This window comes from Mycobacterium sp. (assembly GCF_035633495.1).
Classification (GTDB): domain Bacteria; phylum Actinomycetota; class Actinomycetes; order Mycobacteriales; family Mycobacteriaceae; genus Mycobacterium.
In genome coordinates this window covers 1-16,042 of sequence record NZ_DASQEU010000165.1, presented here as the reverse complement: position 1 = coordinate 16,042, position 16,042 = coordinate 1, and the positions used below count along the sequence as shown (strand labels likewise).

Genomic DNA, 16,042 nt, shown 5'->3' with positions numbered 1-16,042 from the left:
GTCGTCGCAGGCGATCGGATCCTCACCGCCGGCCTGACCGAGCCGGGGCGCACCGATCCCGCCAGCCCGGTGACCACTGCGCGACGCGACGGGAACGGCTGGCGCCTCGACGGCGTCAAGGACCTCGTCCCCGCGGCGCAGATCGCTGAAGCCATGGTGATTCCCGCGGTCACCGACGACGGTGAGGTCGGCCTGTTCGTGGTCGATGCGCAGGACCCGGGCGTGGACGTGGCGCCCGTCCCGACGACCGGGGGGCAGCCACACGCCGACGTCACGTTCGACGGTGCGTCGGTGCCCGAGCGGGATCGACTCTGCGCCGCCGGTGACGGCGCGCACGCGGTGCGGAACCTTCACGACCGGGCCCTGGTGGCGTTGTGCGCCCAGCAGATCGGGGTCACCGAGCGGGCACTGCGAATGGCGGCGTCCTACACGAGTGAACGGGAACAGTTCGGCAGGCCGATCGGCAGCTTTCAGGCCATCCAGCAACGCATGGCCGACGCATTCATCGACGTCGAGGCGATCCGGTGGACGACGTGGCACGCCGCATGGCTCATCGGCCAGGGTCGCTCCGTCCATCGTGAGGCGAGCATCGCCAAGTTCTGGGCCGCCGAGGCGGGCATGCGGGTGGTCGCCACCGCGCAGCAGGTCCACGGCGGCATCGGCATCGACGTCAGCTATCCGCTCTTCCGATACTTCCTGTGGGCCAAGCACAATGAACTCGCGCTGGGTTCGGCGTCCGCGCACCTGGCCCGGCTCGGCAGCACCTACCCTGCAGGAGTGCCATGACCGACACCACGATCGACACCCGGACGGTCATCGTCGAGGCGGCGTTGTCGTGCTTTCGCACCCAGGGCCTGCGAAAGACCAGCGTCGTCGACATCGGCAGGGCGAAGTCCGCCGCGACCTCGACGTGGACGCCGCGGCCGAATGGTTCGCCAGAATGCTGTTCTCGCTGTTCCTGACCCCCTCGGAGAGATTGGACCTCGACGACGCCGACGCCGTGACCGAGTTCGTCCGGGAGCACGTCGTGCGCGGGTTCGTCGAACCGAGGTCGGGTCGGCCACCTGCTCGCCAGCGCCAGGTGCCGTGAGTCTCAGGACACGGGCGACGGCGCATCCGGGAACACACCGGCGAGTCGTCCGCCAAGGGATACTGGTGCGATGCCTGATCTCAACGTGCTCGGCGGACCACTCGATCCCTGTGGCACCGACCCGCTCACCGGCTTCCATCGGGACGGCTGCTGCTCGACCGGACCCGAGGACGTCGGCCTCCACACCATCTGTGCCGTCGTCACCACCGAGTTCCTCGAGCACCAACGCAGCATCGACAACGATCTGACGACACCGATGCCGCAATACCGATTCCCGGGCCTGGTGCCCGGCGACCGCTGGTGCGTCACCGCCGTCAATTGGCTACGCGCGCAACAGGACGGCTACGCCGCACCGGTGGTGCTAGCCGCCAGCCACGAGCGCACTCTCGACGTCGTGACACTGGAGGTGCTTCGCGAGCACGCCGTCGACGTGCCCGACGACCTGGGCGGCCTGTGAGGACGCGGCGTCACACTGACGTTTCGGTATCGAAGAAGTCCCGCTCGACCGCGGACACCGGGGACCCGATGGGCGGGTAGGCCTGCACGTACTCCTCCACTCGCGCAACGGATTCGGAATCATCCGCCATCTTGAACACTTGCAGCAGCAACTCGGCATCCGGTTGGCTGGCATGCGCCGCCAGTGCCGCCAGCTTGTCCCCCCAGAACGGCGAGACGTCGATGACGGTGGTGATCTCGGCGTCGTCGACACAGAGTTCGTCGGGCGGCACCCACGCATCGTCACCGAAGGCGGACCGGACACTGGACTGCACCGCCCGCAGGCGGCTGACGACATCGCGATGTAGTACAGCCGGGGAATCCGGCCCCCACGTTCAGCGTTCGCGACGACGTTGCCGTGCGCCGCGGCCACCAGATCGTGGGTGCGAATGTAATCGGGATGCCCGGACAGCCCGTTGGGCGGATACGTGATCACCACGTCCGGCTCGTAGAGGCGCATGAGCCGGACCATCTGCGTCACCATCGGCGCCGGCGGACGCGCGCTGAAGGAGTCCGCTGCGGCTGGTTCACCGCCAGTGGGCATCCCGGAATCCGGGTAGCCGAGTTTCACGACGTCGCGCACGCCCAGCGCACTGGTCGCGCAGTCCAGTTCCCTCGACCGGTGTGCGGCGACCCGATGCGGGTCATGTCCGTCTTCACCGGGTTTCGCGCCACCGTCGACTGCGTCGCCCTTGGCGCCGTCGGTACACGTCACCAGAACGGTGCGGCAGCCGGCAGCGGCGTAGCGGGCCAGTGTGCCACCCGTCTGGCTCGACTCGTCGTAGGGGTGGGCGTGCACGATCAGCAGCACGGGCACCCGACGGGCGCCCCGCCGTGCTTGCCGAACCCATTCCGTCATTGGCATCACCCTGCGCCGATCTCTCCGGATGCGCCAGGCGGCGAGGGAGACTTAGCGGATGACCTGCGAGGACGTGCCGATTCCGCGGCGGCGGGTGATGGTCGAGGGCTCTGGCCGTCGGCCGCCCGATCGACTCAGCAGGAATGACCCGGAGGCAGCGCAACGTTGTCGTGGTTACCGTGAACGAAAGTGAGAACGTCCGTGTCCGGTAGCCCCGATCGTCTACATCTCGCCATCGCGCTCGACGGGACGGGATGGCATCCTGCCTCGTGGCGTGAGCCCGGCGCCAGGCCCGCCGATCTTCTGACGCCCGGCTACTGGACCGACCTGGTCATCGCGGCCGAGCGGGGCCTGCTGGACTTCGTCACCATCGAAGATGGCCTGACGTTGCAGTCCGAACATCCCTTCCACCCAGATGAACGGACCGATCGGGTCCGAGGCCGACTCGACGCCACGCTCATCGCCTCGCGGGTCGCACCCCGGACCCGTCACATCGGCCTGATCCCGACGGTCATCGCCACCCACACCGAACCCTTTCACGTGTCGAAGGCCATCGCGACCCTCGACTACGTCAGTTCCGGCCGGGCGGGAGTCCGCGTGCAGGTGTCCGCGCGTCGCGACGCCGTGCGCCACTTCGGCCGTCGCAGCGTGCCCGAACGGGCAGACGTCAACGACCTCCTCCGCGAAGCGGCTGACTACGTCGAGGTCGTCCGCCGACTGTGGGACAGCTGGGAGGACGACGCCGAAATTCGCGACATCACCACCGGGCGGTTCATCGATCGAACGAAGCTGCACTACATCGACTTTGAAGGGGCGTGGTTCTCGGTGAAGGGTCCATCCATCACACCGAGGCCGCCGCAGGGGCAGCCGATCGTCGCCGCACTCGGGCACGTTGATCCCGCATACGTACTCATCGCCTCAAGTACCGACGTCGGCTTCGTCACCCCCCACAGTTCCTCGGAGACGGTGACCCTCGTCGATGCGATCGCGGCGCGCAGATCCGCCTGTTCACCGGTCCGGGTGTTCGCCGATCTGGCGGTGTTCCTCGACGACAGTCTGGACGCCGCCCGTTCGCGACGGCAGCGGCTCGACCAGACGGCGGGATGTGAATACGTCAGCGATGCAGAGATCTTCGCGGGAACACCGACGCAGCTGGCCGACCTGCTGCAGCAGTGGCACGCGGCGGGAGCGGACGGATTCCGGCTGCGCCCCGCGACGCTGCCTCACGACCTGCTCCAGATCACCGACGGCCTGGTCCCGGAACTGCAATCGCGAGGCCTGTTCCGTACCTCGTACATGGCCGCCACCCTCCGCGAGATGCTCGGCCTACCACGCCCCGCCAACCGCTACTCGACCGCCGCAACGACCTAGGACCGCGTATGCCCAAGCCCGTCAAACAGATTCACCTCGCCGCGCACTTCCCCGGCGTCAACAACACCACGGTATGGAGTGACCCGGCGTCCGGCAGCCACATCGACTTCAGTTCGTTCGTACACTTCGCCCAGACCGCAGAGCGCGGCAAGTTCGACTTCATGTTCCTCGCCGAGGGGCTGCGCCTGCGCGAGCAGGGCGGCGAGATCTACGACCTGGACGTCGTCGGCCGACCGGACACCTTCACGGTGCTGGCCGCCCTCGCCGCGGTGACGGATCGACTCGGCCTGACCGGCACGATCAACTCGACGTTCAACGAACCGTACGAGGTCGCCAAGCAGTTCGCGTCACTCGACCACCTCTCCGAGGGACGCGCCGCATGGAACGTCGTCACGTCATGGGATGCGTTCACCGGCAAGAACTTTCGCCTCGGCGGATTCCTGGCCGAAGACCAGCGCTACACGCGCGCCGAGAGCTTCCTCGAGGCCGCGCACACCCTCTTCGACTCGTGGCGGGGAGACGAGGTCGTCGCCGACAAGGAAAGCGGCGTCTTCCTCTCCGACCCGACGGCGGGCGCGTTCACCTACTCGAACGCGCACTTCGACATCAGCGGGCGGTTCAACGTGCCACGCAGCCCCCAAGGCAGACCCGTCATCTTCCAAGCGGGCGACTCCGATCACGGTCGCGAATTCGCCGCCGCCGCAGCCGATGCGGTCTTCTCCCGGCACGGAACGCTGGCGGACGGGCAGGCCTTCTACGCCGACGTCAAGGGGCGCCTCGCCAGGTACGGACGACAGCACGACCAACTGCTCATTCTGCCTGCCGCGACGTTCGTGCTCGGGGACACCGACGCCGAGGCGGCCGAGATCGCCCACGACGTACGCCTGGCACAGATCTCGCCGCAAACCGCCATCAAGTTCCTCGAACAGCTGTGGAACCGCGACCTCTCCGACCACGACCCGGACGGGCCGCTGCCCTCCGTCGATCCGATCGTCGGCGAGAACACCATCGCCCGCGGCAGGGCCAGCGTGCGGATGTACCGCGACCCGATCGCTACCGCCAACGATTGGAGAGCCAGGGCCGAGGCCGAGAAATTGACGTCACGCGAACTCATCGTCGAGGTCACCGGGCGCCAGAACTTCGTCGGGTCGGCGAGCACGATCGCCGACACGATCAACCGTCTCGTCCAGGCCGATGCCAGCGACGGATTCATCCTGGTCCCCCACGTCACGCCGGGCGGGTTGGATCCGTTCGTCGACCTGGTGGTGCCATTGCTGCAGGAGCGCAGCGTGTTCCGGTCGGACTACGAGGGCACCACCCTGCGCGACCACCTCGGTCTCGCGGCACCGTTGCGGGCCGGGGACACCGCCACGGCCGTGTGAGTTCACGCCCCGGCGGCGAACATCCGTATGCGATCTCTCGCCGACATGGCACCCCAGACGCCGTGAGTCTCCCCCACCGCCAACGCGTGCTCGCGGCAGCGCGCGAGGACCGGGCACGCGCGGCAGATCCGCTTGGCACGTTCCTCCCGCGCCCGCAGGCCCGACCGGCCGGCATCCTCGGGGAAGAAGATCTCCGGAGCGGCGCGCCGACAGCTTCCCAGCTCCTGCCAGGTCCAGTCCTCGAGCAGTGGGCGCAGCAGTTCGCGTGAGAGATTCAACGAAGCATTCATGGGAGCTTCCCGTCCTCCGTTCGGTCATGTCGCCCTCTCACCATCTCCGAGACAACGGACGTTGACCAGACATCGACTCTGCGTGAGCCGAGGTCGCGGATGACACCGGGATCGTGCGTGCGTGGGTTTAGGATCGACATTTGCCGGTTCCCACAGCAAGGACATCGCCGTGCAGACGAATCTCGAGTCCACGACGTCGCCTCGGACCAGCGGCCACACACCGCCGTTTCGCGCCGTGCTCGTCCTCGGCGCACTCGGCGTGGTGTTCGGTGACATCGGGACCAGCCCGATCTACACCCTCCAGACTCTGTTCAACCCCGCCGACCCCCACCCCGTGCCGATCAGCACCGACAACGTGTACGGCGTTGTGTCCCTGATCTTCTGGTCGGTCATGATCATCGTCACGCTGACCTACATCACCTTGGTGATGCGCGCCGACAACGACGGCGAGGGCGGCATCATGGCACTCATCACGATGCTCCGGCACGGTGCCGCGACCCGTGGCCGTCGCACCGCGATGATCCTGGCCGGGTTGGGACTGTTCGGCGCGTCACTGTTCTTCGGCGACAGCATGATCACCCCCGCAATCTCGGTGCTGTCCGCCATCGAGGGCATCAAGGTCATCACCCCGGACCTGGAACATTGGATCGTCCCGATCACGGCGGTAATCATCGTGGGTCTGTTCGCGGTTCAGCGCCACGGCACGGCCAAGGTAGGGCGCTTCTTCGGGCCGGTGATGATCTTGTGGTTCACCGCGATCGGCGCCTGCGGGGTCACGGGCATCGTCGACCATCCCGAAATCCTCAAGGCATTGTCGCCGACCTACGCGCTGTCATTCATGTTCGGGCACTTCCACATTGCCTTCTTCGCGCTGGCCGCGGTCGTACTGGCGGTGACGGGTGCGGAGGCGCTCTACGCCGACATGGGCCACTTCGGTCGGCGGCCCATCACCCTGGCCTGGCTGTTCGTCGTCCTGCCTGCATGCGTGCTCAACTACCTGGGTCAGGGCGCGCTGCTTCTGGGCGACGAGAAGTCGGTCAGCGCGCCGTTCTTCCTGCTGATCCCGGGCTGGGCCCGATTGCCCATGGTGCTGCTGGCCACCGCGGCGACCATCATCGCGTCGCAGGCGGTCATCACCGGAGCGTTCTCGGTCGCGGCGCAGGCCGCCAAACTCGGCCTCCTGCCGCGGCTACGCGTCGTGCACACCTCGGCGTCGGCCTACGGCCAGGTCTACGTTCCGGCGATCAACTGGATGTTGATGGTGTCCGTGCTGATCCTGGTGTTCGCCTTCGAGAGCTCGGCCAAACTCGCCTACGCGTACGGCATGGCGGTGATCGGCACCATCACCATCGTCACGTTGCTGTTCTTCTACCTCGCCAGGACGCGGTGGGGCACGCCGCTGTGGATGGTGCTGATCGGCGGCGGCACGCTGTTGCTCGTCGATCTGCTGTTCCTGGCGGCCAACCTGACCAAGCTTGTGCACGGCGCGTGGCTGCCGTTGTTGATCGCCGTCACGGCGTGGACGGTCATGATGACGTGGGAGCGCGGTCGCACGCTCGTCACCAAGGCGCGGGAAAGCGTGGAGGGGCCGCTGCGCGGGTTCATCGACGGACTCTCCGAATGCGAGCCGCCGTTGACCCGGGTCCCGGGTACCGCGGTATTCCTCAACCGCGGCAAGGAGACGGCGCCGCTGGCGATGCGCGCCAACGTCGAACACAGCCACGTGCGCCACGACCACGTGGTGATCATGACGATCGAGACGGAGCCCGTGCCCCGGGTGCCGCAAGACGAGCGGTTGGAAGTCGACGCGCTCGGCTATGCCCAGGACGGAATCGTGCACGTGACAGCACGATTCGGGTACATGGAGCCGTCGGACGTCCCGGCCGCGCTGCGCCTGTTGGATCCGGAGGAGACGGAGGGGGCGATCAGCGTCGACGAGGCGTCCTACTTCCTCTCGAAGTTGGAGCTGGCTGCCGGACCGGAGCCAACCATGGCGCCGTGGCGCAAGCGCCTGTTCATCGCCACTTCGTATCTCACGGCCGACGCCGCCGACTTCTTCCATCTGCCGCACGACCGGACGGTGGTCATGGGCTCGCGCATCGAATTCTGAGGGTGCCGGCGGACTCGAGAATCGTTCGATTTCGCCAAGATGGCCATGCGCCGATGGTTGCCACGGTATGAAGCTAGGCATGGGTGCGGGGGCCCCGTCACGTTGGACGGACGGTCGCGCGAGGTGACGGGTGCGATGACTGCCTGAAGCAAGACCACTTCAGGCTTTGCGTGACGCCGATTCCGCTGCGGCAGCTTGGTCTTCGACCTCGCCCGAGGCCGTGTCGGCGCTCTCGGCCACTGATGCCGGCTCGGTCCGCAAGACGGCCGGCCGCAACCGTTCCGGCATCGCCCGCAGGACGGCGGCGAACAACGCGACGGCGGCGACCGCACCCCCGACGATGACCGCGACGTGGGCGCCGGGGAACGCGCTCTCCAGGAGCATGTAGGCGCCGAAGAGCAGAAACAGCACGGCCGCGGAGATCTGGATCATCCGCTCGGGGAGGTGCTTGCCCGCGACCGCACCGACCACGATGGCGAGCCCATCGGCGGCCACCATGCCGAGCGTGGAGCCGATCCACACGCCCACCCAGTCGTTGTCCGCGGCGAGGGTGATGGTCGCGAGCATCGTCTTGTCGCCGAGTTCGGCAAGCACGAACGCGGACATGACCACGAAGAACGCTGGCGCGGTGGCTTTTTGGGCGCGACTGGAATCCTCGTCGGTGAGCTTGTCGCCCCGTAGGGTCCATAGGCCGAAGAAGACGAACATCAGTCCCGCGATGATGCCGAGCAGGTGCGTCGGCAAGGCGGCGCCGAGATAGTGGCCGATCGCGACCGACAGGACGTGTACGGCGGTGGTGGCGGCGGTGATGGCGGTGAGCACTACCCACCAGCGATAGCGCAGCGCGAACACCATCGCCACGAGCTGGGTCTTGTCGCCCATCTCTGCGATGAAGATGACGGCGAAGCTGAGTAGCAGAGCGGCGAGCACCATGACTCCTCGGTCGGTGGCTGCCGCAGAAGGCGTATGCATGCCTTCGGCCGGTAACCCAAACGGTCACAACAGCCGAAGGTCTCGCCCACCGATCGGTGGACCGGTTCGGATGACCGGGCCGCGCAAACTGCCTACGCGACCAGTATGTCGATCATCCGATTGGGGGCTACTCCCCTTCGTTGCCCCGACCATACCCGCTCCCGCCCTGCCAGCGCAACACAGTCTGACCGAAATCGCAATGCTCGCAATAAGTTTGGGCACACGAAGGGCGAAAGTTCGGACGCCCGGATTCGCGCGGACGGGATTCCTGGAATCCCAGGCATGGTCACCCAATCGCCCGAATGCGGGACGACGGGCGTGTGCCTCGTGGGACTCACGCGACTCCTGAGACACCTGAGCCGGGGTCGCCGCCGACACGACGTCTGCGCCGACCCTGCACGCGGTCCAATATCGCCGCCGTGCCCTATCTTGGACCGTCGACGCACGATGCGGAGCGAACGGGAGGGAGTGGAGTTAGGTGGACGACACCACGGCGATGTCGGCTGCCGAGCTTCGCGAGGTCAATCGCGACATCGAGGACTCGCCCACGATCCGACTGCTGGCCACCCTCAACCTGGATGTTTACGCCACGCTGATGGAGCGCCATCTCAGCGAGGGCGTGATCCCCGACTCAGGAGGCGCTCCCAGCCCTGGACCTCCTGCGCGGCATGCGCCGCCAGGCTACGCCCAAGAAGCAAGCGAGGGGTCGTCGGTCAAAGGCGTCTTCGGTGCCGCAAAGGGTTGCTCGTTCTCAAAGACCGAAGCGGTCGAACGACGTACTACTCCGAAGGCGGCTCGAAGAGTTGCAGATCATTGCCTTCGGAATCCTTGAAGGACGCAATTCGGCCCCACGGGTGATCACTGACCTCACCAATGAACTCGACACCCGAGTCCGTCAGGCGCACGATCTCGTCGTACAGACTGCCGTCGGGCTGCAGCGTGAGCATCGCACCTCCGCTGCCGACACCGTGCGTAGCCTCGCGGGCGTTCAGTCCGATCGATACCCCATTGGCGTACAACTCCGACCAATCGTCGCCCTCGCTCTTCACGGACAGCCCGAGAGTCTGACCGTAGAACCCGAGCGCGCGGCTCATGTCCTCGACTGGCATCCACACCGTCGCAACACCACTAGCCATACTTACTCCATTTGATCGCATGATGACCCCTGCGATCCCTTACCCGTCGCCGGAGTGGTTACACCACTTTGGCGACGCGGGTTGTCGCCCGAACCATCGCGTCCTCTACGGAAGGGTCAGGAGGGCGCGTCCGCCAGAAAGGTGTGCACGACGTTGCGCTGCCAGCCGGGCATGGTCTCGGCGTTGACTTCCGTGAAGCCGTTGGCGCTCAGCCGGTCGCGGAAGGCCGTGGCACCGTCGAACGCATTGACGCTGCTGCGCAAGTGGCGGTACAGCCCGCCGTCACCGGTCCGGAGCCTGCCGAGCGGAATGATCACCGCTAAGCACACGAAGTTCCACACCGCCCGCGCCAACGCCGAGTCTCGGACCGAGTACTCGTGGATCGCCAGCGTGCCACCGGGACGCAGCAGGGTCAGGAACTCCCGAAGGGTCGCATCGGGATCCGCGAGGTTGCGCAGCAGGTAAGCGGCGAAGATGCCGTCGAAGGGACCAGTCACACCCGCCTCGGCGAGATCCTCCACTCGGCTGTGTACGAACCGCACCGATGGCGGCCAGTCCTTCGACCTCGCCTCGGCGAGCATGCCGGCGGAGGCGTCGAGCGCCACGATCTCGGCTTCGGGGGCGACCGCGAGCAAGGCGGCCGTGGAGGCGCCGGTGCCGCAGCCGGCGTCGAGCAGTCGCAGCCCGCGCCCATGGTTCGGCAACCGCATGCGACGCGCCGAGATACGGAGGTGTTCGTGGTAACCGGGGTTGGCGCCGACGAGACTGTCGTAGGCCGGGGCGCCGACGTCGAAGGCTGCAGGCACCTCGCGGCGCGGCAGCCCGGTAGGCCCGACCGTCACGAGGTCAGACCCCTACGTCCACGCGCGGCTATGCGCTCCCGCCGCGCTGCCGCTGCGGCCGGATACCCATCCCCCGGCACCGACTCGTGCCTGCACACCAACTCGACCACGTACGTCCCCTTCGTCCAGTTCTCATCCAGTCACCACACCGCGGAGCTCCCACTGCGACTCTAGAGGGCGATCCAGCCACCACCGCCGATCGCCTCGCCCGAATCCTTGGACCGGCCTCAGCACCGGGCACTTCGCGAGCCTAAGCTCGTCGAATGTCGCTCGTGCTTGGCCCCGTCCTGCGCCACGTCGGTGAGACGACGGCAACCATCTGGGTACAAACGGACGCCGCTGCCACCGTGGAGGTACTCGGGTGCTCCGCGGCCACGTTCGAGGTCCAGGGCTGCCACTATGCGCTGGTCTTGGTCGAAGGTCTGGAAAAGGGATCCACCACCCAGTACCGGGTGCGGGTCAACGGTGAAGAGGTGTGGCCCGAGCCGGACACCGAGTTTCCGCCGAGTGTCATCACGACGCGGGGACGAGCCACGGTCGATGAATTGCGCATCATCTTCGGGTCGTGTCGATACCCAAAGACTGGCGACCAGAAGCTCGACGACAAGATCGGCCTCGACGCGCTGGACTGCTACGCGGCGAGGCTGCCCACGATCCCCGTCGAAGAATGGCCGGACGCCCTGATTCTGCTCGGTGACCAGGTCTATGCAGACGAGCTCACTCCCGAGGCTCGTCGCCACCTCGCCGGCCGGCGCTCCGCTAAACAACGCCCGCCGGACGAAGTCGTGACCTTTACGGAATACGAAGGCCTGTACCGGCATACGTGGGGTGACCCGGAGATCCGTTGGGTCCTGTCCACCATTCCCACCGCGATGATCTTCGACGACCACGACATCAGGGATGACTGGAACACCTCGGGGGCGTGGCGCAAGGAGGTCAACCAGAAGTCGTGGTGGCGTGACCGGATCCGGTCGGGTCTCGCGTCGTACTGGGTCTACCAGCATCTCGGCAACCTCAGCCCTGCCGAGCTCGACGCCGACGAGGACTACCAGAAGGTCCTCGCGGCCCAGGGGGACATCTGGCCCCACTTGGTCGAGCTGGCCGACCGGGCCGACACGGAAGTCGATGACGACAAGGGCCTTCGGTTCAGTTACCGATGGGACCTCGGCCGCAGCCGACTCGTCATGATCGATTCGAGAAACGCCCGGATTCTGGATTCGGGCGACCGCAAGATGTTGGGTGACCGCGAGTTCGGCTGGCTGGAGGCGCAAGTCAATGACGGACTCGACGAGGTCGACCACCTGATTCTCGGCTCGTCGCTGCCGTGGCTGCTGCCCCCGGTGATCGGTGACATGCAGATGGTCAACGAGCGCGCGGCCAACCGCCAGGGACTCCGCGGCCGGTTGGCCGAGAAAGTCCGCCAGACAGCGGATTTCGAGCACTGGGCCGCCTTCGCCGAATCTTTTCTGAACCTGAGCCGTCTCATCACCGATGTGGCGTCCCGCGGAACCGACGGGCCGGCAACCGTTTCCGTGCTCTCCGGGGACGTACACCACAGTTATGCCGCCCGCGCCGAGCTGCCCGGAGCGACGGCGCAGGTGCATCAACTGGTGTGTTCGCCCGTGCACAACTACGTGCCAAGTTTCGTCAAACCCGTGTTCAAGATCGGTTGGTCCACCCGGCTGGCCCGGGTCACCCGGCGGTGGGCATCCCGGCACGGAGCTGCTGCGCCACCGCTGACGTGGGAGAACGTTGGCGGTCCGCTCTTCGGAAATACCATTGCCACGCTGCACACGACCGGCCGCACCGCCGAAGCCTCCTTCGAGCAGCCGAGAAGTTCTACCGAACTGCAGGAAGTTGCCCGGATCTCGCTGACTGTTTAACGCCGTTGGTGAGGCAACCTGCCCGTTGACGCGGCCCGCGCAGCTCAATTGACCCAGCACCTTCCATCGTCTGCTGTAACGGTCGACGGATGCGTCGCGGGACATGACTCCGGCGTACTGACGGTCGAATGCGGGGAGCAGTGCTCGATCGAGGGTCTCCAAATGGTCCTGCCAAAGCCAAAATTCGGGCCCACGTGCCTGCAGTTCGTCCAGCACAGCGCGTTCGTCGATCGAGGCCGTTCTCGGAATATTGGCAGGATGAATCACTCGAGCGACCGCGAGTGGATTCTGCAACTCAGATGGGCATCCTCGCACCTGTGGGGCGGCGGGACGTGCTAATCCATTGCAGCAGTTAGGGCTTCGACGTGGCACGATGCCTGTGGGGTGTTCGATTTCGCATCAGCCTCCCGAGAACTGAGTGAGAGCTCGGCCGTGTTCGGTGTTCTGTCCAGCGCGAAGTGCCGGTCCGTCGACGGTCGGGACGATGACAAGGGTAATGATTCCCGTGCGGTCGCCTATGGCTTGCCCCTGGGCGTCCTGCTGGCCCGTGAACACCCATAGCGCGTGACACACTGCGACGCCGGCGCTTGATTCGTCGATGGTCTTCGATGTGAAGCGAAACGCACCATGAGCGAGGAAACCCTCGAACGCCATCGCGTGGCCGTCACGGATACTGGGTCGGCCGTGTTGCCATCCACCCATGAAATCGACGAAATCACCATCCGCAGTGAATAGTTCGGAAAATCGTTCGGCGTCGCGGTCATTCATGCACGCCTCGAAGTCGGCCAACAGTTGCTTGACCAGATCGGTCGTCATTTTCGATCACCGGCGGCGTCGGTTCTCACCACGCGCCGCTCCTTTGCCGCCTCGCACCGGTCTGCGATGTGCACCATCTCGGCTCGCGGCGATGCGTTGAGCCGGTCAATCGGCGACCCGGCCGTCACAGAATTCCGCCGTTGGCACGAATGAGTTGACCGGTGACCCAGCCGGCTTCCTCGGAGGCCAAGAAGGCAAATACTTCGGCAACGTCTTGTGGTTGTCCAAGGCGCCCCAGTGGCGTCTGAGCGACCAATTGATCGCGGATCGCTTCGGAAATGGTCATGCCGTCGGTCGCAGTGATTCCGGGCGAAACCACGTTGACGGTGATCCTGCGAGGACCGAGTTCCTTGGCCAAGGCAAACGCGATGCGCTCGCCGGCAGCCTTGGAGGCCGCGTACAGACCCCCGCCCGGATGGGGCATTTCAGTGCCGCCAGTGGACGTGTGCAGTATCCGTCCGCCGTCGCGCACGTGGCGCGCGGCCGCCGCCAGCACATACAGCGCACCGCGGGCGTTGACGGAGAAGACCTTCTCGAAGTCCTCATCGGAAAGGTCGACGGTGGGTTTTTCGACGAACGCGCCCGCGAGATTGGCGGTGATGTCAACCCCGCCGAACCGGTCGATGGCGGTGTCGAAGAGTCGCGCCACGTCGTCCCGATCGGCGACCGACCCCTGCACGGCGACGGCGGTTCCCCCCGCAGCTTCGATTTCGGCGACGACATCGTCAGCCGTCTTCTCATTGTTGACGTAGTTGACCACTACCGAGGCACCGCGACGGCCCAGCGTCGTGGCGACGGCACGTCCGATGCCGCGGCTCGCGGCAGTGACGATAGCAACTTTTCCTTCGACACCCGGCATCGGGCCTCCCATTTCATCTCCGTAGACGAGTCCATCGACACGGGTCGGCGAGAGCCCCCGCGAGGTGGCTCCGCAAGCGTACGTCAAATTAGTCAGCAGGAGTGAATGTTTTGATAGGTGAGGATTCTGGATTGTCGGGATCGTGACCCATACTGTTCTTCGATGAAACGCCAACTCGACTCCGCAAAGGCCAGCAAGCTCCACTCGCCGGAGTCGTCGTTGGGATTTTTGCTCAGCCAGTTGGCCGGAACCGTGCGAGAGCGCACCTCGACGACGCTTGCACCGCTTGGCATCACACCGCGCGACTTGGGCCTGTTGTTGGGTCTCAACGACCGGCCCGGCATCAGCCAGAGCGAACTGGCGCTACGGCTGCGTATTGACCGGACCACCATGAGCCAGCTCGTTGACGCGCTCACGCAGGCCAAACTGATCAACCGACGCGTCTCACCACAGGATCGACGAAGTCATCGGCTCGCATTGACGGCGGCTGGTTCGGAATTGTTGCAGCGTGCCGCACACCTGGCAGAGCAGGTGGAGAACGAAATCACCGCCGGAATGACAAGTCAACAAGTGGTTGAATTGAGGAGAGCGCTGGCCGAACTGATGGAGCAGAACAGTTAGCTTGGGACCCTCGAGCAGCTCAAGCGGAGTGCCCGCGAGTCCCCGCGCGACTTCCACTCGGCCCCAACGCAAACCGGACCGGGCGGTCAGAACGTCGTCGAGACGGCGGCAGTGCGTGATTCGTCCGGCCGGACATTGGCCGGATGAACCCAGCGTCGACCTGATGGCGCACGTGAGAAGTCAGCGGCTGAACAGACCTCTGAAATGGGGCGTTCCTGGTGGTCCCGGCTGGTATCGAATTAGCCAATCGCCGCACTGACTATCAGGCTCTGACCAACGGATTCCCTTGGCACACTGCGTATTACAGCGCAAGTCGGGTACCCCTTTCATACCCATACATAACCGTATAGCATAGTTTGCACAGCCCTTGGATAGCCCGGCTCAGCAAACCCATAGGTACCGCCGCCGAACGGCTGGCTCTACAGCAAACGCGTACGAAAGCGAATCGTCAAAAAATCGGATCGTGAAAGGCCAGACAGTGAGCGGAACGAAAAACCATCGCGGCTGGGGATGGATACGCAAACGCCCAAGCGGTCGCTACCAAGCGTCCTACGTCGGCCCCGACGCAAAACGTCACTTCGCACCGACCACATTCGCAACAAAAATGGATGCCGAAGAGTGGCTAGCCCGCGAACGCCGAGAAGTTCAAACCGCCCTGTCCAACCTGTCAGGAAACGTCAGAAACACAGCGGCGCTGAAAATCGAATGGCTCAGTCCCGCCGAACGACTCGCCATGGCCGGTGACGCCAACCGCGAAACACTTGCCGAATACGGCAAGCGGTGGATCGCACAACGCGACCTGAAGCCACGCAGCCGAATCCATTACACATCGATCATCGAAACCCACATCTCCCCCGACCTGGGCGCGGTTGCCGTTGCAAACTTGAAGCCCGCCGCGATTCGGTCGTGGTACGCGTCAACGCTCAAGGACTAACCGACAATGCGGGCACACGCCTACCAACTGCTACACGCGATCTGTGCCACTGCGATCAACGATGAGCTACTCGACAGCAATCCCTGCATGATCGCCGGTGCTACCTCCACCAAACGCAACCGCGAACCTGTCGTGCCCGACATTTCAGGGCTAGCGTCATCGCCGATAAGATCGAACCGAAATTTCTTGCGCTCGTTCTGATTTCGGCGTGGTGCGGTCCGCTTTTTGGGTCCGCTTTTTGGGCTCTTCCGGGAAGTTCGTGGGTCATGGCGCCGTCGGGTAGAGCTGTAATCCGCCGAGGTGGAAGTAGATGGCGGTCTTGAAGTGTTCACGGTTGCGGTAGCCGCGGGCAGAGACCTTGATCGCCTGGATGCGGGAGTTG

The 16,042-nt window shown here is 65.4% G+C and carries 15 protein-coding genes and 2 pseudogenes; 9 read left to right on the top strand and 8 right to left on the bottom strand.

Going from position 1 to position 16,042, the window contains the following annotated elements:
- From VET27_RS24280 to VET27_RS24270, 3 genes and pseudogenes are all read left to right on the top strand, one after another.
- A partial coding sequence (locus VET27_RS24280; protein WP_526522282.1) for an acyl-CoA dehydrogenase family protein occupies positions 1–786 on the top strand: 786 nt, incomplete at its 5' end.
- 100 nt (positions 787–886) lie between these two features.
- A pseudogene (locus VET27_RS24275) lies at positions 887–1,090 on the top strand (TetR/AcrR family transcriptional regulator); the annotation flags it as partial.
- Positions 1,091–1,160: 70 nt separating this feature from the next.
- Positions 1,161–1,547 (top strand): DUF2237 family protein, encoded by a 387-nt coding sequence (locus VET27_RS24270; RefSeq protein WP_526522280.1) that lies wholly within the window; start codon positions 1,161–1,163, stop codon positions 1,545–1,547.
- Positions 1,548–1,557: 10 nt separating this feature from the next.
- Here the strand turns inward: VET27_RS24270 and VET27_RS24265 are convergent, their stop codons facing one another.
- The gene (locus VET27_RS24265; RefSeq protein WP_526522288.1) at positions 1,558–1,860 is read right to left on the bottom strand and encodes a hypothetical protein; all 303 of its coding nucleotides are present in this window, start codon (positions 1,858–1,860) and stop codon (positions 1,558–1,560) included.
- Positions 1,861–1,958: 98 nt separating this feature from the next.
- A pseudogene (locus VET27_RS24260) lies at positions 1,959–2,444 on the bottom strand (PIG-L deacetylase family protein); the annotation flags it as partial.
- 189 nt (positions 2,445–2,633) lie between these two features.
- Between VET27_RS24260 and VET27_RS24255 the strand changes: the two are divergent.
- Both VET27_RS24255 and VET27_RS24250 read left to right on the top strand, forming a co-directional pair.
- Positions 2,634–3,815 carry an LLM class flavin-dependent oxidoreductase gene (locus VET27_RS24255; RefSeq protein WP_526522278.1) on the top strand — a complete coding sequence of 394 codons (1,182 nt, stop codon included), beginning with the start codon at positions 2,634–2,636 and terminating at the stop codon, positions 3,813–3,815.
- 8 nt (positions 3,816–3,823) lie between these two features.
- Positions 3,824–5,197, top strand: a complete 1,374-nt coding sequence (locus tag VET27_RS24250) for an NtaA/DmoA family FMN-dependent monooxygenase (protein ID WP_526522277.1) — start codon at positions 3,824–3,826, stop codon at positions 5,195–5,197.
- A gap of 2 nt (positions 5,198–5,199) precedes the next feature.
- Here VET27_RS24250 and VET27_RS24245 read toward each other — a convergent pair whose 3' ends face one another.
- Complete coding sequence (locus VET27_RS24245; RefSeq protein ID WP_526522275.1) at positions 5,200–5,487, bottom strand: WhiB family transcriptional regulator; 288 nt, start codon at positions 5,485–5,487, stop codon at positions 5,200–5,202.
- A gap of 235 nt (positions 5,488–5,722) precedes the next feature.
- On the opposite strand from VET27_RS24245, the gene VET27_RS24240 reads away from it, so the two are divergent.
- Entirely contained in the window at positions 5,723–7,597 is a 1,875-nt protein-coding gene (locus VET27_RS24240) for a potassium transporter Kup (protein ID WP_526522286.1), read from the top strand.
- Between the two features lie 159 nt (positions 7,598–7,756).
- On the opposite strand, the gene VET27_RS24235 is transcribed toward VET27_RS24240, so the two are convergent.
- From VET27_RS24235 to VET27_RS24225, 3 genes are all read right to left on the bottom strand, one after another.
- On the bottom strand, positions 7,757–8,527 hold the full coding sequence (locus VET27_RS24235; RefSeq protein ID WP_526522273.1) for a TMEM165/GDT1 family protein: 771 nt from the start codon (positions 8,525–8,527) through the stop codon (positions 7,757–7,759).
- A gap of 821 nt (positions 8,528–9,348) precedes the next feature.
- Positions 9,349–9,705, bottom strand: coding sequence for a VOC family protein (locus VET27_RS24230; protein WP_526522271.1), 357 nt, complete (start codon positions 9,703–9,705; stop codon positions 9,349–9,351).
- Between the two features lie 116 nt (positions 9,706–9,821).
- Positions 9,822–10,547 carry a class I SAM-dependent methyltransferase gene (locus VET27_RS24225; RefSeq protein ID WP_526522269.1) on the bottom strand — a complete coding sequence of 242 codons (726 nt, stop codon included), beginning with the start codon at positions 10,545–10,547 and terminating at the stop codon, positions 9,822–9,824.
- Between the two features lie 263 nt (positions 10,548–10,810).
- Here VET27_RS24225 and VET27_RS24220 point away from each other — a divergent pair, with 263 nt between their 5' ends.
- Positions 10,811–12,430 (top strand): alkaline phosphatase D family protein, encoded by a 1,620-nt coding sequence (locus VET27_RS24220; protein WP_526522267.1) that lies wholly within the window; start codon positions 10,811–10,813, stop codon positions 12,428–12,430.
- Positions 12,431–12,829: 399 nt separating this feature from the next.
- On the opposite strand, the gene VET27_RS24215 is transcribed toward VET27_RS24220, so the two are convergent.
- Entirely contained in the window at positions 12,830–13,246 is a 417-nt protein-coding gene (locus VET27_RS24215) for an SgcJ/EcaC family oxidoreductase (RefSeq protein WP_526522265.1), read from the bottom strand.
- A gap of 124 nt (positions 13,247–13,370) precedes the next feature.
- Complete coding sequence (locus tag VET27_RS24210) at positions 13,371–14,105, bottom strand: SDR family oxidoreductase (protein ID WP_526522284.1); 735 nt, start codon at positions 14,103–14,105, stop codon at positions 13,371–13,373.
- Between the two features lie 162 nt (positions 14,106–14,267).
- Between VET27_RS24210 and VET27_RS24205 the strand changes: the two genes are divergently transcribed.
- Complete coding sequence (locus tag VET27_RS24205; RefSeq protein WP_526522263.1) at positions 14,268–14,726, top strand: MarR family winged helix-turn-helix transcriptional regulator; 459 nt, start codon at positions 14,268–14,270, stop codon at positions 14,724–14,726.
- Positions 14,727–15,189: 463 nt separating this feature from the next.
- Positions 15,190–15,660, top strand: a complete 471-nt coding sequence (locus VET27_RS24200) for a tyrosine-type recombinase/integrase (RefSeq protein ID WP_526522262.1) — start codon at positions 15,190–15,192, stop codon at positions 15,658–15,660.
- Positions 15,661–16,042 lie beyond the last annotated feature (382 nt).

Bases quoted from the DNA above. Each gene is read 5' to 3' on its own strand.
- VET27_RS24270 (WP_526522280.1), top strand. From the start codon at position 1,161: ATGCCTGATCTCAACGTGCTCGGCGGACCACTCGATCCCTGTGGCACC.
- VET27_RS24250 (WP_526522277.1), top strand. From the start codon at position 3,824: ATGCCCAAGCCCGTCAAACAGATTCACCTCGCCGCGCACTTCCCCGGC.
- VET27_RS24245 (WP_526522275.1), bottom strand. From the start codon at position 5,487: ATGAATGCTTCGTTGAATCTCTCACGCGAACTGCTGCGCCCACTGCTC.
- VET27_RS24230 (WP_526522271.1), bottom strand. From the start codon at position 9,705: ATGGCTAGTGGTGTTGCGACGGTGTGGATGCCAGTCGAGGACATGAGC.
- VET27_RS24220 (WP_526522267.1), top strand. From the start codon at position 10,811: ATGTCGCTCGTGCTTGGCCCCGTCCTGCGCCACGTCGGTGAGACGACG.
- VET27_RS24215 (WP_526522265.1), bottom strand. From the start codon at position 13,246: ATGACGACCGATCTGGTCAAGCAACTGTTGGCCGACTTCGAGGCGTGC.
- VET27_RS24210 (WP_526522284.1), bottom strand. From the start codon at position 14,105: ATGCCGGGTGTCGAAGGAAAAGTTGCTATCGTCACTGCCGCGAGCCGC.
- VET27_RS24205 (WP_526522263.1), top strand. From the start codon at position 14,268: ATGAAACGCCAACTCGACTCCGCAAAGGCCAGCAAGCTCCACTCGCCG.